Below are 18,611 nucleotides of genomic sequence, written 5' to 3'. Positions count from 1 at the left end.
GAGGGCCCTATGTTCCGAGCCGCCCTTTTATGTCTCAAGGATGATCCCATAACCTAATTCGCGCAAGGGCATTCTTAATAAAGGGTTAATCTCCACAATTGTTTCGGCACAGGTGCCTTGGGCGCCCTCGTGCAAACAAAAAAAGAGCCGCGGAAAGCGGCTCTCAAGGTAAAACAGGGAGAAAAATCAGACCGAAACCCCGAAGGGAGAAAATGTCTGAACCCGGAAGACCGGATGTCCCAAGTAATAACGTATAAGGCTTAATGGCTGGTTAACTCTATTGTCGGATTGCCCTTTCCTGTGCCTTTTCGGCAAGGGTGCGGCAATCTGGCGCGTGGTTAACGAAACAGATTTTCGGCTGCCGAGCGGCTCGCACCCTTCTTCGTTTTCTCCGATTCGAGCCGTTCAATTTCTGCGCGCAGAAGCGCGATTCGCGCTGCAAGCTCGTCCACCGACAGGAGCGAAAGGTCGCTGCCGATCTCGTGGGCGATCTTCTTTTGCGGGCGGTCGTCGTCGAAGAGGCTCATGCCGATTTCTCCTCCGATAGTTCGTCGCTCGCCTGCTGTTGGGGCAGGGCGCGCGGCGAGAGCTGCAGGCTTTCCGGCGTCGTCATCGTGCCGGGATTGATGGTGGTGTAGGAATCGCGCATCTCGGCGGGCTTTGCGGCGCGGCGGCGGCTGCGGAAGATCGCGTAGGCGGTGATCAGGATATGCGCCCAGCAGGTGACCATGAAGAGCGCATAGGGGCCGACGGCCGACATGATGGGACCGCCGATCGTCGGGCCGATGATCGTGCCGATGCCGTAGAGCAGCAGCAGGCCGCCCGACACCTTCACGAAGTCTTCGGGGCTGGCGAAGTCGTTGGCGTGTGAGACGGCGATCGGGTAGAGCGCGTTCGCCGTCGCGCCGTAAAGCGCCGTCAGCACCAGCAGCACCGTGACCGAGGCCGGCTGGAAGACGAAGAGCGCGAGGCCGGCCCCGGCGGCGACCGCCGACAGGATGGCGAGCACGATGCGGCGGTCGATGCGATCGGACATGCGGCCGGCCGGCAGCTGCATGACGGCGCCGGCGAAGATCGCCACGCTCATCATGATGGCGATCGAGCTGGAGGTGAGGCCGGCATTGGCACCGAAGACGGCACCCAGCGTGCCGAAGGCGCCGTTGGCAATGCCGATCAGCACGATGCCGACGCAGGCGACGGGCGAGGTGCGGAAGAGGGCGGGAATATCGAGCCGGACCTGCTTCAGCGGCTGCGGCGAGGCGGCAGTGGACAGCGTCGTCGGCAGCATGGCGAAGCAGTAGAGAATGCCGGCGAACATGAAGAGCATCGGCGTCGTCACGTCGCCGAGCGCCACCGTCATCTGGCCGCCGACGGTGCCGACGAGCGTGATGGCGATATAGAGCGAGAAGATCAGGCCGCGGCTTTCATTGGTGGCGCGCTCGTTCAGCCAGCTTTCGATGATCATCGAGGTGCCGGCAATGGAGAAGCCGGTGACGGCGCGCAGCACGATCCACCAGAACGGATCGACCAGCATGCCGGTCAAAAGCGCGATGATGGCGATCAGCGAGGCGAAGCCGGAAAAGGCGCGCACATGGCCGATGCGCTTGACGATGGTCGGCGCCATGAGGCAGCCGAGCACGAAGCCGGAGGCCCAGGACGTGCCGAGCAGGCCGAGCATCGTCGTCTCATAGCCTTCGAAGGCGCCGCGCATGGGCAGCAGCAGGCCGTGCAGGCCGTTTCCAAGGAAAAGAAACAGCGTGCCCATGAGAAGCGCGAAGACGGAGATGAGGTTGTTACGCATGATATTTTCGTGAGTTTCGCCAATGGGTAAGGAATAGCGCACTCGCCGCCGATTGCCAGATACAAAGGCGACACGCGAACGATTTTCAGACCCTGCGCTGATCGCTTGGAAAAGTGTCTCGGGTGTGACAGGAAGGGCGGAGAAAGGCCACCATGTCGAAAATCCTTCCCGCTTTGCTGCTCGCCGTCATGCTGCTGCATCTCATCCGGCCCATCGGCCTGCCGGGGCTGAAGCGACGCGCGGATTTCTGGAAGATCGCGGTCGTCGCCATCGTGCTGATGATGCTGACGGTGCTCATCAGGCCCTGAAACGCAAAAGGGCCACCCGAAGGTGGCCCCCATGAGGTTTGGTCCGGTGCGGACCCGGGTCTTGCGACCCGAAGGAAGGCGGGATCAGAACGAGGGCTGCCTCGTTTCGTTCACCACAATTCCCATGCCCGAAGCCAAGACCGAAATCTCATTAGACATTGGATCACCTTCCTTTCTGTTCGTTGATACTGACTAGAAATGTAGGCGATCCACGGCTGAGCGCAAGCCCCCCGGGATTATTTCTGCTGGTGCAGGATTTCGACGCCCGGAAGCGGCTTGCCTTCCATCCATTCCAGGAAAGCGCCGCCGGCCGTCGAGACATAGGTGAAATCGTCCGCAACACCGGCATGGTTGAGGGCTGCGACGGTGTCGCCGCCACCGGCGACGGAGACGAGCTTGCCTTCTTTCGTGCGTGCAGCGGCGTGTTTTGCGGCCGAGACCGTCGCCGTGTCGAAGGGGGCGATTTCGAAGGCGCCGAGCGGGCCGTTCCAGACGAGCGTCGCGGCGCGCGAGATCCAGGCATTGACCGCTTCGACCGTCTTCGGGCCGACGTCGAGCATCATGGCGTCGGCCGGAATGGCGTTGACATCGACCACTTCGTTCTCGGCATTGGCCTTGAACTCGCGGGCGACGACGCCGTCTTCCGGCAGCACGATGGCGCAGGTGGCCGTCGCGGCCTCGATCATGATCTGCTTGGCGGTTTCGGCGAGGTCATGCTCGCAGAGCGACTTGCCGACATTGGTGCCGCGGGCGGCGAGGAAGGTGTTCGCCATGCCGCCGCCGATGACCAGCGCGTCGACGCGCTTCACGAGATTCATCAGCAGGTCGATCTTGGTGGAAACCTTGGCGCCGCCGACGATGGCGACCACCGGGCGGGACGGATTGCCGAGGCCCTTTTCCAGTGCTTCGAGCTCTGCCTGCATGGTGCGGCCGGCATAGGCGGGCAAGAGGTGGGCGAGGCCCTCGGTGGAGGCATGGGCGCGGTGCGCGGCGGAGAAGGCGTCGTTGACGTAGAGGTCGCCGTTGGCGGCGAGGGCTGCGGTGAAGTCCGGGTTGTTCTTCTCTTCGCCCTTGTGGAAGCGGGTGTTTTCGAGAAGCAGGATATCGCCGTTCTGCAGCGATGCGATGGCGGCGGCAGCAGCCTCGCCGATGCAATCGGCGGCGAAGTGCACCGTCGTGCCGAGCACGTCGTTCACGGCGGGAAGGATCTGCTCCAGCGACATGTCGGCGACGACGGCACCCTGCGGGCGGCCGAAATGGGCGAGCAGGATAACCTTGGCGCCCTTCTTCGACAGTTCCAGGATGGTCGGCGCGACGCGCTCGATGCGGGTTGCATCGGTGACCTTGCCGTCCTTGACCGGTACGTTGAGATCGACGCGGACGAGCACGCGCTTGCCGGCGATGTCGGTGAGGTTGTCGAGGGTCTTGAAGGTCATGGGGGGAGGGCTCCCGTCAGAGTCTTGCGAATAGGGTGGGGTAGTCGGTCACGAAGCCATCGGCATCGACCGGAAGTTCCGCGGTGAACGTGCCGTCTTCTTCCTCGAAGAGGTAGCGCTCATCCGCCGCGAGGCAGGTGTAGAACTGACCGTCCGGAAAGGGCTCGAACGTGTCGAAGGGCACGTAGACCATGGTCAGCAGCGGGCTCTTTTCGCCTTTTGCGAGGTTTAGGCGGCGGATCGGCAGCGTGTTGGTGAAGGGCGAGCCGGCAAGATCGATGTCGATGCAGCCGTCTAAGGCGGGAAGCGGCGTTCCGTCTTCCGATCGCCAGTGCCCCTGTCCATCCGATGTCATCGCGATGCGCTGGCCCGTAGTGACCTCCACCAGGAAGGACCGGACATGCCAGGCCGCGTCGAGATCGACCCGGTAGTGAACGCCATAGGGAATGCTGGGCTCGCGCTCGCCGATGACGGCGCTTTCCACACGAATGCCGCCGTCGAGGGCGCGCACGGTGAGGTGTTCCAGCCCCTCGCCCTCCAACGGGCGCCAGCGGACCGTCTTGAGGGTGAGGGGCGGGAACATGATCGGCGTCCTTAGATCAGCTTGCCGAGGGCAACGGCCGTGTCGGACATGCGGTTGGAGAAGCCCCACTCGTTGTCGTACCAGGACAGGATGCGAACGAGGTTGCCGTCGAGGACCTTGGTCTGGTCGGCAGCGAAGTTCGAGGAATGGCTGTCATGGTTGAAGTCGATGGAGACGAGCGGGCCGGTGACGTAGTCGAGGATGCCCTTCAGTTCGCCTTCGGCGGCGGCCTTGATGGCGGCGTTGACTTCGTCGGCCGTGACGTTGCGCGACGGCACGAACTTCAGGTCGACGACCGAGACGTTCGGGGTCGGCACGCGGATCGCCGAACCGTCGAGCTTGCCGGCAAGCTGCGGCAGCACGAGGCCGACGGCCTTGGCGGCACCCGTCGAGGTCGGGATCATGGACAGGGCTGCAGCGCGGGCGCGGTACAGGTCCTTGTGCATGGTGTCGAGCGTCGGCTGGTCACCCGTATAGGAGTGGATCGTCGTCATGTAGCCCTTCTCGATGCCGAAGGCCTTGTCGAGAATGTAGGCGACGGGCGCCAGGCAGTTCGTCGTGCAGGACGCGTTCGAGATGACGAGGTCGTCCTTGGTCAGCGTGTTGTGGTTGACGCCGTAGACGATCGTCTTGTCGGCATTATCGCACGGTGCGGAGACGATGACGCGCTTGGAGCCGTTGGCGAGATGCGCGCCGGCCTTTTCCTTCGTCGTGAACAGGCCGGTGCATTCCAGCGCGATGTCGACGTCGCCCCAGGGCAGTTCCTTCGGGTCACGGATGGCGGTGACGCGGATCGGGCCGCGGCCGACGTCGATCGTGTCGCCGGAAACGGTGACGGTGCCCGGGAACTTGCCGTGGACGGAATCGTAGCGAACGAGATGCGCGTTGGTCTCGACCGGGCCGAGATCGTTGACGGCGACGACTTCGATGTCGGTGCGGCCGGATTCGACGATGGCGCGGAGCACGTTGCGGCCGATGCGGCCGAATCCGTTGATGGCAACTTTCACAGTCATTTGGGGTCTCTCCCTATCAAAAATCTAATGGCAGTCTGAGCGGGCGCGGCGGGTGGCCGCGCCCCCAGGACACTCAGGCGACACTCAGGCGAGCTTGGCTTCCGCAGCGGCGACGACAGCCTCCGGCGTGATGCCGAAGTGCTTGTAGAGTTCCTTGTAGGGACCCGAGGCGCCGAAGGAGGACATGCCGATGAAGATGCCGTCCGAGCCGATGAAGTGATCCCAGCCCTGGCGGATGCCGGCTTCGACGGCGATCTTGACCGGCGAGTTGCCGATGACCGCCTGCTGGTAGGCTTCCGGCTGCTCGGCGAAGAGCTCGACGCAGGGCACGGAGACGACGCGGGTCGAGATGCCCTTGGCCGACAGCGTCTGCTGGGCCTTCACCGCGATCTCGATTTCCGAGCCGGAGGCGAAGATCGTGACCTGCGCATCGCTTGCCGAAACGAGATCGTAGGCGCCGCGGGCGGAGAGGTTTTCCTCTTCGTATTCCAGGCGCACCGGCATCAGGTTCTGGCGGGTCAGCGCAATCGCCGACGGGCGGTTGTGGCTTTCGAGCGCAAGCTGCCAGACTTCTGCCGTTTCCGTGGCATCGGCCGGGCGGAAGACGAGCAGGTTCGGGATGGCGCGCAGTGCGGCCATGTGCTCGACCGGCTGGTGCGTCGGGCCGTCTTCGCCGAGACCGATGGAATCATGAGTCAGGACGTGGATGACGCGGATGCCCATCAGTGCGGCAAGGCGGATCGACGGACGGCAATAGTCCGAGAAGATCAGGAAGCCGCCCGAGTACGGGATCAGGCCGCCGTGCAGCGCGATACCGTTCATGGCGGCCGCCATGCCGTGCTCGCGCACGCCGTAGTGGAGGTAGCGGCCGGAGAAGTCGGTCGGCGTGATTGACTTGGTCTGGCTGGTCTTGGTGTTGTTCGAGCCGGTCAGGTCGGCCGAGCCGCCGATCGTTTCGGCAAGCACGCCGTTGATGACTTCCAGCGCGTCCTCGGAGGCCTTGCGGGTCGCCGGGTTCGGCTTGGTTTCAGCAAGCTTCTTCTTGTAGGCGGCAATCGCCGAGTCGAGGCCGCTTTCGAGTTCGCCGGCAAAGCGGCGCACGAACTGGGCCTTCTTCTCGCCTTCGGTCTTTTCGAGGCGGGTGTCCCATTCCTTGTGGGTCTTGGCGGAGCGAAGACCGGCGAGACGCCAGGCGTCGAGCACGTCGGAGGGAACGACGAAGGCTTCCGATTCCCAGTTCAGCGCCTTGCGGGTGGCGGCGATTTCTTCTGCACCGAGCGGCGAACCGTGCACCTTGTGGGTACCGGCCTTGTTCGGCGCGCCAAAACCGATCGTCGTCTTGCAGGCGATCAGGGTCGGCTTGTCGGACTTCCGGGCTTCCTCGATTGCGGCTGCGATCGCGTCCGGATCATGGCCGTCGACGGCGATCGTGTGCCAGTGCGAGGCGCGGAAACGGGCGTGCTGGTCGGTCGAGTCGGCAATCGAGATCGGGCCGTCGATCGAGATGTTGTTGTCGTCCCAGAACACGATCAGCTTGTTGAGCTTCAGGTGGCCGGCGAGCGAGAGTGCTTCCTGGCTGATACCCTCCATGAGGCAGCCGTCACCCACGATGGCGTAGGTGTAGTGCTCGATGAGGTCTGCGCCGAACTCGTCGCGCAGCTTGCGCTCGGCGATCGCCATGCCGACGGCATTGGCAATGCCCTGGCCGAGCGGACCGGTGGTCGTCTCGATGCCGGCGGCGTGGCCGTATTCCGGGTGACCGGCGGTGCGCGCGCCGAGCTGGCGGAAATTCTTGATCTCGTCGATCGTGATGTCCTCGTAGCCGGTCAAATAGAGCAGCGAATAGAGGAGCATCGAGCCGTGGCCGGCCGACAGCACGAACCGGTCGCGGTTCGGCCAGGACGGCGTCTTCGGATCGAAGGAGAGGAAGCGGGTGAAAAGAACCGTTGCGATGTCTGCTGCGCCCATGGGCAGGCCGGGATGACCCGAGTTCGCCTTTTCCACGGCATCCATGGAAAGGAAGCGAATTGCGTTCGCCATCCGGTCGTGTTTTTCGCGAGAGATCATGACTGTTCCGTATTCTTCGGGGTGTCAGGGCCGATGCCGTTTCGGGCATCGGTTAGGAAGCGGGAGACACATAGCAGGTGCGCCGTCGGAGTCAACGAATTCGGCTGCTTTTGCGGGTTTCCACGACCAATTCCGCCGCATTTCTTAGCGTTTTTTAAATCGATTGAGTAGGGGCCGAGGCCGCAGTCCCGCTATCTGATCCACAGGGTGTTTGCGCCGCGGATTGCCGCGCTGTTGACGCTGCCGCCCGCTGTTGAATACTGTCAGGCCGAGAGAACCGGCGCTGGCGGCGGCGATTCGCGTTTTTTGAGAGTGCCGGTGAAGGCTTTATGACGAACGGGGAAACAGTCAGGGCAGCGATCGAGGAGTTGCGCAGGGCGATTTCCTCCCTCGACAATGCGCTCGACATGCGCTTCGACCGCGAACGGGATCACGGCGAGGTCGAGGGCGAGGTGCGGCGTGTGAACACCGACCGCTCGCGGCTCGCCCAGGAATTGGACCAGTCCGAATTCCGCGCCAACCGCCTGGAGGAGGTCAACCGCGAGGTCTCCCGGCGGCTCGTCACCGCCATGGAAACGATCCGGGCCGTGCTCGACCGCTAGCCGCCCGCCTTCCCAGCAATCAGGACAAATTCCGCATGGCACAGGTAACCGTACAGATCGATGGCAAGGCCTATCGCATGGCCTGCGAAGAGGGCCAGGAGGGGCATCTCGAAGAGCTCGCCGCCGGCTTCGATCGGTATGTCGGCCACCTCAAGGAACAGTTCGGCGAGATCGGCGACCTGCGCCTCACCGTCATGGCCGGCATCATGGTGATGGACGAGCTAAACGAGGTCACCCGCCGCCTCGCCAAGCTCGAAAAGGAGGCCGAGGAGCTGCGCAAGGGCCGCGAAGGCGTGATGAGCGAGGTCTCGAAGAGCGAGGATGCGATCGCCCAGGCGCTCGGCGACCTGACCAGCCAGATCCAGGGCATGGCGGCAAAACTCTCGGGCAAGCCGCCGGTCAACTGACGCTTACGATTGCCACTGGCGAAGAGGCCGCTTTGCGCCTATATATCGGATGCGGTCTGCGCTTCCCGACAGGAACCACAATCCCTGGGGCCATACTCGATCCAAAGGGAGCTGTCCCTGACCCGGCCCGTGGGCTTGGTCACATGGCGCCCACCTACGTTTGTAGGCACCCAGGATCGTAAACATCCATCGGTCGCCGTGGATCGCACTTCACCTTCATTGCAGTGTTCTTGACTGGCTACCGCCTCGGCACCGCAGTGCGGCGTGCAGGTCGCTAGTGATGCGAATCCTATCCAGCTTTGGCGCGAATTCCCGACGGCGAATGTGGGTTTGGCTATGTCAAACTTAATAGACAATTCTGCCGGTCGGCTTAGAATTTCTGCATATGCGATAGGCAAAGCGCCCCATAAAATCACGTTAAACAAAGCGATTTGCTGATTTATCCGCAGGTCAGGAGGCCTTAGTGGACCACCTCTTCGTTAAATCGTCATATCAGCCAGAAGAGCTCGCCGAGCTGAAATCGATCTTTGACGATATCACGGGCCAGCCATGGTTCGATCCGGACGCAAAAGTGTCATTCGCAAAATATCTGATCGAGACGTTTCCGGCTGAGGCGTTCGATGCGCAGCGATATCGGTCCGTCGTCGCCGCGTCCGCGCGGATGTTCTACTGCCGGGAATCCTCGGCTGCTTAAAATTCCAGTTATCCGGGGGTGAGGGGACCTGGTTCGTAAAGGAGCCGGGTCCTTTCTCTTTTGCCGCAGGCCACCACGCAAAAAAGCCACCCTTTCGGGTGGCTTTTTGTCGAGGGTCCGGGTTTAAGCGGCGGCCTTCAGTTCCTTGTCGATCATGGCGCGCAGGCTGCCGAGGTCCTTGGCGAAGGCGCGGATGCCTTCGGAGAGCTTTTCGGTGGCCATGGCGTCTTCGTTCAGCATCCAGCGGAAGGTCTTTTCGTCGATCTTGATCGGCGAAACCTTGGCAGCCTTTTCCGGCGAAAGCTTGCGTTCCAGCGTGCCTTCGGCAGCGTCGAGCTCTTCGAGAAGCGCCGGGCTGATCGTCAGACGGTCGCAGCCGGCAAGGGCTTCGATTTCGCCCGTGTTGCGGAACGAGGCGCCCATGACGATCGTGTTGATGCCGTTGGACTTGTAGTAGTCGTAGATCGCGCGCACCGAGACGACGCCCGGATCTTCTTCGGCCGAAAACGTCTTGCCCGAAGCCTTGACGTGCCAGTCAAGGATGCGGCCGACGAAGGGCGAGATGAGGAACGCGCCGGCATCGGCGCAGGCGATCGCCTGGGCCTTGTTGAAGAGCAGCGTCAGGTTGCAGTCGATGCCGTCCTTCTGGAGCACTTCCGCGGCGCGGATGCCTTCCCAGGTGGAGGCGAGCTTGATGAGGATGCGGTCGCGGGGGATGCCGCGCGCCTCATAGGCCTTGATGATCTCGCGGCCCTTGGCAATGGAGGCTTCCGTGTCGAAGGAGAGGTCGGCATCGACTTCCGTCGAGACGCGGCCGGGCACGAGTTCGGACAGCGCTGCGCCGACGGAGATGGCGAGACGATCGGCGACAGCCGAGACGACGCCTTCGCGGTTGCCGCCCTGGGACTGGCCCCAGCGGATGGCTTCGGAGACGGTGTCGGCAAACATCGGCGTGCCGAGTGCCTTGAGCACGATCGTCGGGTTGGTGGTGCAATCGACCGGCTTCAGGCGGCGCACGGCTTCGATGTCGCCGGTGTCTGCCACGACGGTCGTCATCGCGCGGAGTTGTTCAAGCTTGGACGTCATATCGATATCCCGAAATGGTTGTTGCTAGGCCGCTTTCCTTGCACGGAAACGCCAGGCCCTCCTCCAGTTGCTCGTGATGGCGCGCTCGACGACTGTGCTTCCTGTTTCAGTCGCCGTGCGTGCCGGCACAACCAATCCGCCGACGGAATGCGCCAGCCGATATGAGGCGGACTATCGTCGTTTCCGGCGGCAAAAGTCAAGCACTTTTGATCAATCTTCTGAACATATGTCGCATTTTTCGTTTCCTGTGTTAAGGTGTTCGGGAACGATTGCAAAGAGATGGAGGCACCGTGGCTAGGCTCCGGCGCGACACACACACGGCCTATTCGGAATCGGCGGCGCTGAGGCTGCGGGCCGCCTGGCTCTATTACAACCAGGGCCTCACCCAGAAGGACGTGGCGGAGAAGATCGGCGTCAGCCGAACCACCGTCATCCGCATGCTCGACGAGGCGCTGAAGCGCTCCGAGGTGCAGATCTGGATCAACGAGGGCGTGTCCGATTGCGTCGAGCTCGCCGTGCGTTTGGAGAAGGCCTATGGGCTGGACGAGGCCGTGGTGGTGCCAGCGGCCGAAAGTGCCGAGGCCAATGCGAGGGGCGTCGGCCTGGCGCTCGGCCAGTTCCTGACAGAAGCGATACCCGACGATTGCACGATCGGCGTCGGCTGGGGGCGCACGCTGACCGCCTCGCTCGCCAGCTTCCGCCCGGCGCGGCGCGAGCGGGTGAAGGTCGTCTCGCTGCTCGGCGGCGTGGTCGAGGCGCACCATATCAACCCGATCGAATATACCTGGCGGCTGGCGAGCCAGCTTGGTGCCGAATGTTACCTGTTCCTCGCGCCGCTGCTGGTCGATTCGCGGGAGACCAAGCGCAGCCTGATCGAAAAGTGCGGTTTGAAAACGCTGTTCGAGCTGGCGGAAAACATGGACATCGCGGTTGTGAGCTGCGGCGACATCGGCCCGCGCTCCTCTTCGCTGTCACGCGATTTCATCGCCCGGCATGAGCTGGACGAGCTGATCGCGGCCGGCTGCGTCTGTGATACGATGTGCAATTTCCTCGATGCCGAGGGCCACACGATCGACCATCCGATCCGCCATCGGGTCATGTCGATCGACCTCGATACGGTGAAGAAGGCGCGCCATATCGTGCTGGTCTCCGGCGGCGAGCATCGGGCGCTTGCAATCCGCGCCACCATCCGCCGCGTCGGCTGCAACACGCTGATCACCGACGAAGGCGCGGCGCTCGCCATGCTACGGCTCGCCGAGACGTCTGCGGCCGCCTAGATCAGGTTGAGACGGGCGGCGCGGATGATCGCGGCGGTGATGTTGCGCGTGCCGAGCTTGTCTATCGCGCTACGCATGGCTTCGGTCACGCGCGGCATCGCTATGTCGGTCTCGAGCACGATATCGGCCGGCGTCCTGCCGTTGGCGGCAAGTTCAAGACACCGTTTTTCGATTTCGGTCAGCTCGGGAAGGCGGGAAGGGTCATTTGCCGAGGACGTCATGCGGCTCCGCTTAATGGCTGGGTGGCGCCGCGCAAAGCAGAAGCTGTTCTAATGCTTAACGGGAGTGCGCCGTTTTGGGCTTTTTTGTCCCGTTACGGGACGCATTTCTGCGACTCCGCTCCGTCGCAAAAACACAGGGGTTTGCCTTCCGGCGCTGCTAGCTGGTAAGCCACGCGCAAAAGGCTGGAGAGATCCGTGACATCCCCCGTGACACCCAAGGAACTGAAGGCGGCGATCAGGAACGAGCGGTTGGCATTGCGCGATGCGATGACGCCGGAAGCGCGCATCGAGGGCAGCCTCGCCATGGTGGAGCATGCGGGCGACCGCATAGAGTTCGAGCCGGGCATGGTGATTTCCGGCTTCTGGCCGATCCGTTCGGAGGCCGATATCCGGCCGCTGCTCGCCCATCTGCGCACGCGCGGCGCACGGCTCTGCCTGCCCGTCGTGCTCGACCGCGAGACGATCGTCTTCCGCGAACTCGTCGTCGGCGCGCCGGTGGTGAAGACCGGCTTCGGCACGACCGGGCCGGGTCCGGAGGCTGCCGTGCTCGATCCGGATATCCTGCTGGTGCCGCTTTCCGCCTTCGACAAGGCGGGCCACCGCATCGGCTACGGCGCCGGCCACTACGACCGCGCGATCGACCGTTTGAAGGCGAAGGGCCATGCGCCAAAACTGATCGGCATTGCGTTCGACTGCCAGGAAGTGGCATCAGTACCCGCGGAACCGCATGACGTCGCACTGGACGCGATCCTCACTGAAAGCGGCTTCCGTTTGTTCCAACAGGTTTCGTAAGGCAGTTTCGATGCGTTTTCTCTTTCTGGGCGATATGGTGGGCAAGACCGGGCGGACGGCCGTCTGGCAGCGCCTGCCGGGGCTGATCAGCGATTTCAGGCTGGATTTCGTCGTCGTCAACGGGGAGAACGCGGCCGGCGGCTTCGGCATCACCGAAGAGATCTTTCTCGAAACCATCAATGCCGGCGCCGACGTCGTGACGACCGGCAACCACGTCTGGGACCAGAAGGAGGCCGTGACCTTCGCCGGCCGCCACGACCAGTTCCTGCGCCCTGCAAATTATCCCGCCGGCACGCCCGGCCGTGGTGCCAATCTGTTTGTTGCCAAGAATGGGGCACGGGTGCTCGTCGCCAACATCATGGGCCGCGTGTTCATGCATCCCGAGCTCGATGATCCCTTCAAGTCGGGCGAGGCCATTCTTGCTTCCTGCCCGCTGGGCGAGCAGGCGGATGCCGTGATCTTCGATTTCCATGCCGAGGCGACCAGCGAGAAGCAGTGCTTCGGCCATTTCGTCGATGGCCGCGCCAGCGTCGTCGTCGGCACGCACACCCATGTGCCGACGGCCGATTGCCAGATCTTGAACGGCGGCACGGCGTATATGTCGGATGCGGGCATGTGCGGCGATTACGATTCGTCGCTCGGCATGGAGAAGGAAGAGCCGCTCAACCGCTTCATCTCGAAAATGCCGAAAAGCCGCTTCGAGGCGGCTTCCGGACCGGCGACGATCTGCGGCCTTGCGGTCGAAATTTCCGACCGCACGGGCCTTGCTGAAAAGATTGCACCGCTCCGGCTCGGCCCGCGGCTGGCCGAAGCGGTGCCGGAGTTCTGGCGCTAGAGCATTTCCAGTCGAAGCGAGATCGCTTCGACGTCGGATAATGCGGGAAAAACAAAAGCCTTAGATCATGTGGCGCAGGTGATCGGCTGAGCCGCCGCTGAAGGTCAGGTGCGCCTTCACGCCGACATCGGGCTCCTCGTCCGGATTGAAGTTCGCCTTGGCGATCTCCCAGCCGAATTTCAGCTTGCTGCCGGTCGAGGCCCAGACTTCGGCATCCTCGATCTCCAGCGCCAGCATGGTGAGCCGGGGGTCGTCCTTGCCATGGTCGAACCAGGCCTCGACGATCGAACTCCAGTATTCATCGATCTTGACGGGGTCCTTGCGAACGGAAAGGCGGCCGGCGAGGCAGGCATGGTAGTCATGATCCTTGCCGACGACGCAGAAATGCGCGCGCGAGCCCGGTGAGATGGCGTCGACGATTTCCGCATCGGTCCTGGTGAAGAACCAGATCGTTGCCGTCTGGCGGTCGAGTTGCGGCGCCATCGGCTGCATATGCATGTGGCTGCCCTCGACGCCGAGCATGCCGGCATGGATCTTGTCGATTTCGTCGAAGAGCTGTTCCTTCGGGTTTTCGCGGGCACGGGTGAGATTGGACATGGATATTCCTCTCGTCTGTTGGCGTTGATGGGTGGGAAACGTGAGGGGGCGTCCAAGGTTCCGCTCCACGGCCGGTCAACGGATTGTGATCGCCGCGCCGGCCGGCAAATCTCGACCGGCGATGCTTGCGGGCGCATAGTCCCGCCGATCCAATGAACGGAGCCGCTGATGCCGCATCTCCTGCTCGTTCCGTTGATCGTTGCAGCCTTCGCCGTGTTTGCGGCACCCCGGCCAGCACTCGCACAGGCGGAAACGCCCGTCAGCCAGTGCCAGATGATCGCGCGCTCGCTTCCCTCCGTCACCTTTGCCAGCTTTTCCGCTGAACCCGCCCTCAAGGTGCAGGCCAAGGCGAACGAGGAGGTGAAGATCACCTATATCGGCCACTCGACCTTCTTCATCGAAACGCCTGCGGGCGTGAAGATCGCCACAGATTATAACGGCTGGTACAAACCGCCGGCGCTGCCGACCGTGGTGACGATGAACAAGGCCCATTCCAGCCACTACACGACGAACCCGGAGCCCGGCATCGAATATGTGCTGCACGGCTGGCAGGATGGCTCGCCGAAGGGCGCGGACCATGATGTCGTGGTGGGCGACACCTATATCCGCAACGTGCCGACCGACATCCGCAACTGGGGCGGATCGATGGAGGCGAACGGCAATTCCATCTTCATCTTCGAGGTCGCGGGCCTCTGCATCGGCCATCTCGGCCACCTGCATCATGAACTGACCGAAAAACAATATGCCGAGATCGGCCGGCTCGACGTGCTGATGGTGCCGGTCGACGGCGGTCTGACGATGGGGGCGGAGAGCATGAGCCGCGTCGTGCAGCGCCTGCGCTCCTCGCTGATCCTGCCCATGCACCGCCGCGGGCCGCCGATCAGCCAGTTCCTCTCGATGTTCGGCACGGGCTTCGACGCGGTGACCGACGACGATGCGACGATGACCGTTTCCATCCGCAGCTTGCCCAAGCGGCCGACGATCCATATTCTCTCCGGCGTCTGATGCCGGAGTTTTTGATGCGCTTTCTCATTGCCGTGCCCGCCTTTCTGCTTTCCTCCGCGATTGCCCTCGCGAGCGGTGCGCCGACGCCCGAAGGCCCCGGCGGCGAATCCGGCCAGCCGCGCGGGCTTGCGACCCAGCCGGTGGAAAAGCTTCCGACGCGCACCCTCGGCGTGGCGGAGGATTTTATTCTGCCGTCCGGCAATATCGGCTGCATCTACATTCCCGAGGGCGGCACGGCGGTCTATCAGCCGGCCGATGGCGGACCGGAACTGTCCTGCGACCGCGTCGAGCCGAAATACCTGCGCGCGACGCTCGGGCGCAGCGGCAAGGCCTCCGTGAAAAGCAATGTCGGCGATCAGGGGTGCTGCGGCAGCGCGAACACGCTTGGCTATGGCGAGACCTGGTCTGCTGGTCCCTTCACCTGCTATTCGGAGCGCACGGGCCTGACCTGCGAGCGCAATGACGGCCACTCCTTCCTGCTCAGTCGCGCCCGCGTCAGGGCCGATTGAGGCGGCCGCCGCTTTGTTTGCGGGACTGCTGGACGTCCGGCGGCAATGAAATTATAAGGCGGCATTTCGAAAATCGGGGCAGCAGGCTGGCGCGTCACCGCGGCAGGGGCTCCGGCACAGTGATCGGCGACCGGAAACGGGCGCCAAAAAACGAGACAGGGGTGCCATGGCTGGCCATTCACAGTTCAAGAATATCATGCACCGCAAGGGCAAGCAGGATTCCGTGCGGTCGAAAATGTTCTCCAAGCTTGCCCGTGAAATCACGGTTGCGGCGAAGACCGGTCTGCCCGACCCGTCGATGAACGCCCGCCTGCGCCTGGCGATCCAGAACGCCAAGGCGCAGTCCATGCCGAAGGACAATATCGAGCGTGCCGTCAAGAAGGCCTCCGGCGTCGACGGCGAGAACTACGAGGAAGTCCGCTACGAGGGTTATGGCCCCGGCGGCGTGGCCGTCATCGTGGAAGCGCTGACCGACAACCGTAACCGCACCGCCTCCTCCGTGCGCTCGACCTTCTCCAAGGCCGGCGGCGCGCTCGGCGAAACCGGATCGGTCTCGTTCTCCTTCGATCGCGTCGGCGAAATCACCTACAAGCTTGCCGTCGGCAGCGCGGATGCCGTCATGGAAGCCGCCATCGACGCCGGCGCCGAAGACGTGACGACCGACGAGGACGGCCACACGATCATCTGCGGCTTCGAGGATATCGGTGACGTTTCCAAGGCGTTGGAAGACAAGCTCGGCGAAGCCGAGACCGTCAAGGCGATCTGGAAGGCGCAGAACACCGTGCCGGTCGACGAGGAAAAGGCGCAGTCGCTGATGAAGCTCATCGACACGCTGGAAGACGACGACGACGTGCAGAACGTCTACTCGAACTTCGAAGTCTCCGACGAAGTCATGGCCAAGCTATCGGCTTGATCGGCGAAGTCGCAATCAAAGAAAAGGCCGGGTGCCGCAAGGCCCCGGCCTTTTTCGTTCAGGCGGCGAGGGCAAGCCCCTGCTGCGCCTCGGCGAAGAGCCGGACCGATTTCAGCCGGGCGTCCATGTCGTAGATCGGCATGGAGACGATGAACTCGTCGGCCTTGGTGATCGACAGGAAATCGGCGATGCGGCGCCGGATCTTCTCCGGCCCGCCGACCACCGCATATTGCAGTGTGTGCTCGACATTGATGCGCTCCCCATCGCTCCAGTGCGGGTCCATGTCGTCCACCGGTGCCGGGAAGGCGCCCGGCGTGCCGCGGCGCAGGCGCACGAAAGATTGCTGCATCGAGGTGAAGAGGTAGTCGGCCTCCGCATCCGTATCGGCCGCCGCCCCCATCACGCCGACCATGGCATGCGGCTTGTCGAGATATTGTGAGGGCTCGAAGCGCTCGCGGTAGATTTCCAGCGCCGTCAGCAGCATGTCCGGCGCGAAATGCGAGGCGAAGGCGAAGGGCAGGCCGAGCATGCCGGCGAGATGCGCCGAATAATGGCTGGAGCCGAGCAGCCAGACGGGCACATTGGTTCCCGCGCCGGGAATCGCGATGACCTGCTGCTGCGGGCTCGTCGGCCCCATTAGTTGCATCAGCTCGACGACGTCCTGCGGGAAATTGTTGGCGGCGCTGTCGAGGTTTCGGCGCAGCGCCTGGGCCGTGCGCATGTCGGTGCCGGGCGCGCGGCCAAGCCCGAGGTCGATGCGGTCCGGGAAGAGGGCGGCGAGCGTGCCGAACTGTTCGGCGATGACCAGCGGCGAATGGTTCGGCAGCATGATGCCGCCGGAGCCGACACGGATTTTCTGCGTGCCCGCCGCGACATGCTGGATGACGAGCGAGGTGGCGGCGCTGGCGATGCCGCGCATGCCGTGATGTTCGGCGAGCCAGAAGCGCTTGTATCCGAAGGCTTCGGCCTCCTGCGCGAGACGGCGGGAATTTTCGAGCGACTGGGCGACTGTGCCGCCTTCGATGACCGGGGAAAGGTCGAGGATGGAGAAGGGCACCATGGGAGCGGCCTCGCTATGAGTAGATTTGATTGTGCTCCCATGTAGGTTCAGTTTTGTGAAATCCAAGCGATCCGCACCAGCTTTTCGCAGGCGCCTCTGCAAACGGCCATTTGTTTTTGTTTTGTTCACATTTCGCTGGCAGGGTCCGGTGGACAGGATTAGGGTTTTCGCATGCAGGACATGATTCGCATCATCGGCATCGATCCGGGGCTTCGCCGCACCGGCTGGGGCATCATCGAGACGCTGGGCAATTCGCTGCGCTTTGTCGCTTCCGGCACGGTGACGTCGGATGGCGACGCCGATCTCGCCTCGCGTCTCTGCCAGCTGCATGACGGCCTTGCCGACATCATCCACAGCCACCAGCCGCATGAGGCCGCCGTCGAGCAGACCTTCGTCAACAAGGATGCGGTGGCGACGCTGAAGCTCGGCCAGGCGCGCGGCATCGCCATGCTGGTGCCGGCGCGGGCCGGCCTGCGCGTCGCGGAATATGCCCCGAACGCCGTCAAGAAAGCCGTCATCGGCGTCGGTCACGGCGAGAAGCAGCAAATCCACATGATGCTGAAGGTACTGATGCCCAAGGCCACCTTCACCGGTAACGACGCCGCCGATGCATTGGCCATCGCCATCTGCCACGCCCACAACCGCCAGGGTCTCTCCGGCCGCCTCGCCAAGCTCGTCGGCTGATTTGTTCTTGACTTGTTCCGGGGTGGGCGATAAGTAATACCGCAGAGGTATTACCATGCGTGTGACGGAAAAAGGCCAGGTGACGATCCCGAAGGATATCCGCGACCGCTTGAATATCGGTCCCGGATCGGAGGTGGATTTTGTCGCCGACGACAGGGGTGCGCGGCTGATTGTCGTTTCGGGTGGCAAGGCGCAGGAGCCTGAAGATTTCGAGAGCTGGCTCAAAAGCGTGAGCGGCACGTTCGATACCGGCGGTATGACGACGGACGAATATATGGAATGGCTGAGGGGGCCGCGCGATGACCTCGGTCCTCGTTGACACGAACATCTTCATCGACGTGTTTGGACCGGAGACGCCGTTCAAGATCTGGTCTTCCCAGATCATCCTGGCGCTCAAGCCGCAGGCGCAGTTCGTCATGACGCCGGTCGTCTGGTCTGAGCTGGCCGGGCTGCTGCCGAGCGAGGACGAGCTGGCGCTTGCGCTATCGAGGCTCAACCTGCAGCGTGAGGCTCTGCCCTTTTCTGCGGCCTATCGGGCTGGACTTGTGCACCAGCACTATCGGAGGGCGGGCGGGCAGCGGGAGCGCACCTTGCCGGATTTTCTGATCGGCGCACATGCGGAAGCCCGGGGACATCGCCTGCTCACGCGCGACACTGCACGCTATCGCACCTACTTTCCCGCGCTCGACATCATCTCTCCCGAAACCCATCCCTGACGGAC

Annotated in this window: 23 protein-coding genes and 1 other RNA gene; 14 read left to right on the top strand and 10 right to left on the bottom strand. The window is 63.2% G+C overall.

Annotated features, from left to right (window positions below):
* Positions 1-338 precede the first annotated feature (338 nt).
* A complete protein-coding gene (locus J2Y63_RS11655) occupies positions 339-527 on the bottom strand; it encodes a DUF1192 domain-containing protein (protein ID WP_256120970.1) in 189 nt (62 codons plus the stop codon).
* Positions 524-1,801, bottom strand: coding sequence for an MFS transporter (locus J2Y63_RS11650; RefSeq protein WP_435266198.1), 1,278 nt, complete (start codon positions 1,799-1,801; stop codon positions 524-526). The genes J2Y63_RS11655 and J2Y63_RS11650 overlap by 4 nt, the downstream gene beginning before the upstream one ends.
* Before the next feature lie 152 nt (positions 1,802-1,953).
* On the opposite strand from J2Y63_RS11650, the gene J2Y63_RS11645 reads away from it, so the two are divergent.
* Positions 1,954-2,109 carry a hypothetical protein gene (locus J2Y63_RS11645; protein WP_256120972.1) on the top strand — a complete coding sequence of 52 codons (156 nt, stop codon included), beginning with the start codon at positions 1,954-1,956 and terminating at the stop codon, positions 2,107-2,109.
* 236 nt (positions 2,110-2,345) lie between these two features.
* Here J2Y63_RS11645 and J2Y63_RS11640 read toward each other — a convergent pair whose 3' ends face one another.
* From J2Y63_RS11640 to tkt, 4 genes are all read right to left on the bottom strand, one after another.
* On the bottom strand, positions 2,346-3,545 hold the full coding sequence (locus tag J2Y63_RS11640) for a phosphoglycerate kinase (RefSeq protein WP_435266197.1): 1,200 nt from the start codon (positions 3,543-3,545) through the stop codon (positions 2,346-2,348).
* A gap of 16 nt (positions 3,546-3,561) precedes the next feature.
* Positions 3,562-4,128 carry a putative glycolipid-binding domain-containing protein gene (locus J2Y63_RS11635; protein WP_435266196.1) on the bottom strand — a complete coding sequence of 189 codons (567 nt, stop codon included), beginning with the start codon at positions 4,126-4,128 and terminating at the stop codon, positions 3,562-3,564.
* Positions 4,129-4,139: 11 nt separating this feature from the next.
* Complete coding sequence (gene gap, locus J2Y63_RS11630) at positions 4,140-5,141, bottom strand: type I glyceraldehyde-3-phosphate dehydrogenase (RefSeq protein WP_023514642.1); 1,002 nt, start codon at positions 5,139-5,141, stop codon at positions 4,140-4,142.
* Positions 5,142-5,225: 84 nt separating this feature from the next.
* On the bottom strand, positions 5,226-7,208 hold the full coding sequence (gene tkt, locus J2Y63_RS11625; RefSeq protein WP_435266195.1) for a transketolase: 1,983 nt from the start codon (positions 7,206-7,208) through the stop codon (positions 5,226-5,228).
* Between the two features lie 329 nt (positions 7,209-7,537).
* Here tkt and J2Y63_RS11620 point away from each other — a divergent pair, with 329 nt between their 5' ends.
* The 4 genes from J2Y63_RS11620 to J2Y63_RS11605 all read left to right on the top strand — a co-directional run bounded on the left by J2Y63_RS11620 (position 7,538) and on the right by J2Y63_RS11605 (position 8,911).
* Complete coding sequence (locus J2Y63_RS11620; protein WP_256120977.1) at positions 7,538-7,810, top strand: DUF4164 domain-containing protein; 273 nt, start codon at positions 7,538-7,540, stop codon at positions 7,808-7,810.
* A gap of 35 nt (positions 7,811-7,845) precedes the next feature.
* A complete protein-coding gene (locus tag J2Y63_RS11615) occupies positions 7,846-8,217 on the top strand; it encodes a cell division protein ZapA (protein WP_256120978.1) in 372 nt (123 codons plus the stop codon).
* A gap of 50 nt (positions 8,218-8,267) precedes the next feature.
* Positions 8,268-8,426: non-coding RNA, 6S RNA (gene ssrS, locus J2Y63_RS11610), on the top strand.
* 254 nt (positions 8,427-8,680) lie between these two features.
* Positions 8,681-8,911, top strand: a complete 231-nt coding sequence (locus tag J2Y63_RS11605; RefSeq protein ID WP_256120979.1) for a hypothetical protein — start codon at positions 8,681-8,683, stop codon at positions 8,909-8,911.
* Positions 8,912-9,034: 123 nt separating this feature from the next.
* On the opposite strand, the gene tal is transcribed toward J2Y63_RS11605, so the two are convergent.
* Positions 9,035-9,997 carry a transaldolase gene (gene tal, locus J2Y63_RS11600; RefSeq protein ID WP_435266194.1) on the bottom strand — a complete coding sequence of 321 codons (963 nt, stop codon included), beginning with the start codon at positions 9,995-9,997 and terminating at the stop codon, positions 9,035-9,037.
* 290 nt (positions 9,998-10,287) lie between these two features.
* Between tal and J2Y63_RS11595 the strand changes: the two genes are divergently transcribed.
* Positions 10,288-11,274, top strand: a complete 987-nt coding sequence (locus tag J2Y63_RS11595) for a sugar-binding transcriptional regulator (protein ID WP_435266193.1) — start codon at positions 10,288-10,290, stop codon at positions 11,272-11,274.
* Here J2Y63_RS11595 and J2Y63_RS11590 read toward each other — a convergent pair.
* The gene (locus J2Y63_RS11590) at positions 11,271-11,495 is read right to left on the bottom strand and encodes a helix-turn-helix transcriptional regulator (protein ID WP_435266192.1); all 225 of its coding nucleotides are present in this window, start codon (positions 11,493-11,495) and stop codon (positions 11,271-11,273) included. The genes J2Y63_RS11595 and J2Y63_RS11590 overlap by 4 nt on opposite strands.
* A 207-nt stretch (positions 11,496-11,702) precedes the next feature.
* Between J2Y63_RS11590 and J2Y63_RS11585 the strand changes: the two genes are divergently transcribed.
* Positions 11,703-12,287 (top strand): 5-formyltetrahydrofolate cyclo-ligase, encoded by a 585-nt coding sequence (locus tag J2Y63_RS11585; RefSeq protein WP_435266557.1) that lies wholly within the window; start codon positions 11,703-11,705, stop codon positions 12,285-12,287.
* Between the two features lie 10 nt (positions 12,288-12,297).
* Positions 12,298-13,122 carry a TIGR00282 family metallophosphoesterase gene (locus tag J2Y63_RS11580; protein ID WP_435266191.1) on the top strand — a complete coding sequence of 275 codons (825 nt, stop codon included), beginning with the start codon at positions 12,298-12,300 and terminating at the stop codon, positions 13,120-13,122.
* 60 nt (positions 13,123-13,182) lie between these two features.
* On the opposite strand, the gene J2Y63_RS11575 is transcribed toward J2Y63_RS11580, so the two are convergent.
* Positions 13,183-13,719, bottom strand: coding sequence for a pyridoxamine 5'-phosphate oxidase family protein (locus J2Y63_RS11575; protein WP_435266190.1), 537 nt, complete (start codon positions 13,717-13,719; stop codon positions 13,183-13,185).
* 165 nt (positions 13,720-13,884) lie between these two features.
* Between J2Y63_RS11575 and J2Y63_RS11570 the strand changes: the two genes are divergently transcribed.
* From J2Y63_RS11570 to J2Y63_RS11560, 3 genes are all read left to right on the top strand, one after another.
* Complete coding sequence (locus J2Y63_RS11570) at positions 13,885-14,724, top strand: MBL fold metallo-hydrolase (RefSeq protein ID WP_435266556.1); 840 nt, start codon at positions 13,885-13,887, stop codon at positions 14,722-14,724.
* A 14-nt stretch (positions 14,725-14,738) separates the two neighbouring features.
* Positions 14,739-15,233 (top strand): hypothetical protein, encoded by a 495-nt coding sequence (locus J2Y63_RS11565; RefSeq protein WP_435266189.1) that lies wholly within the window; start codon positions 14,739-14,741, stop codon positions 15,231-15,233.
* Positions 15,234-15,399: 166 nt separating this feature from the next.
* Positions 15,400-16,146, top strand: coding sequence for a YebC/PmpR family DNA-binding transcriptional regulator (locus J2Y63_RS11560; RefSeq protein WP_256120986.1), 747 nt, complete (start codon positions 15,400-15,402; stop codon positions 16,144-16,146).
* Positions 16,147-16,204: 58 nt separating this feature from the next.
* Here J2Y63_RS11560 and J2Y63_RS11555 read toward each other — a convergent pair whose 3' ends face one another.
* Positions 16,205-17,206: an LLM class flavin-dependent oxidoreductase gene (locus J2Y63_RS11555; protein ID WP_435266188.1), complete on the bottom strand. Its 1,002-nt coding sequence runs from the start codon at positions 17,204-17,206 to the stop codon at positions 16,205-16,207.
* Positions 17,207-17,377: 171 nt separating this feature from the next.
* Here J2Y63_RS11555 and ruvC point away from each other — a divergent pair, with 171 nt between their 5' ends.
* The 3 genes from ruvC to J2Y63_RS11540 are packed head-to-tail and all read left to right on the top strand — an operon-like array spanning position 17,378 to position 18,606.
* Entirely contained in the window at positions 17,378-17,890 is a 513-nt protein-coding gene (gene ruvC, locus J2Y63_RS11550) for a crossover junction endodeoxyribonuclease RuvC (RefSeq protein WP_256120988.1), read from the top strand.
* 55 nt (positions 17,891-17,945) lie between these two features.
* Positions 17,946-18,209, top strand: a complete 264-nt coding sequence (locus J2Y63_RS11545) for an AbrB/MazE/SpoVT family DNA-binding domain-containing protein (protein WP_435266187.1) — start codon at positions 17,946-17,948, stop codon at positions 18,207-18,209.
* A complete protein-coding gene (locus tag J2Y63_RS11540) occupies positions 18,190-18,606 on the top strand; it encodes a type II toxin-antitoxin system VapC family toxin (RefSeq protein WP_435266186.1) in 417 nt (138 codons plus the stop codon). The genes J2Y63_RS11545 and J2Y63_RS11540 overlap by 20 nt, the downstream gene beginning before the upstream one ends.
* Positions 18,607-18,611: the final 5 nt, after the last annotated feature.

The sequence above is a fragment of the Shinella sp. BE166 genome, assembly GCF_051201095.1.
Classification (GTDB): domain Bacteria; phylum Pseudomonadota; class Alphaproteobacteria; order Rhizobiales; family Rhizobiaceae; genus Shinella; species Shinella lacus.
The sequence above is the reverse complement of the archived record's forward strand: the minus strand, read 5'-3'. Positions and strand labels throughout refer to the sequence as shown.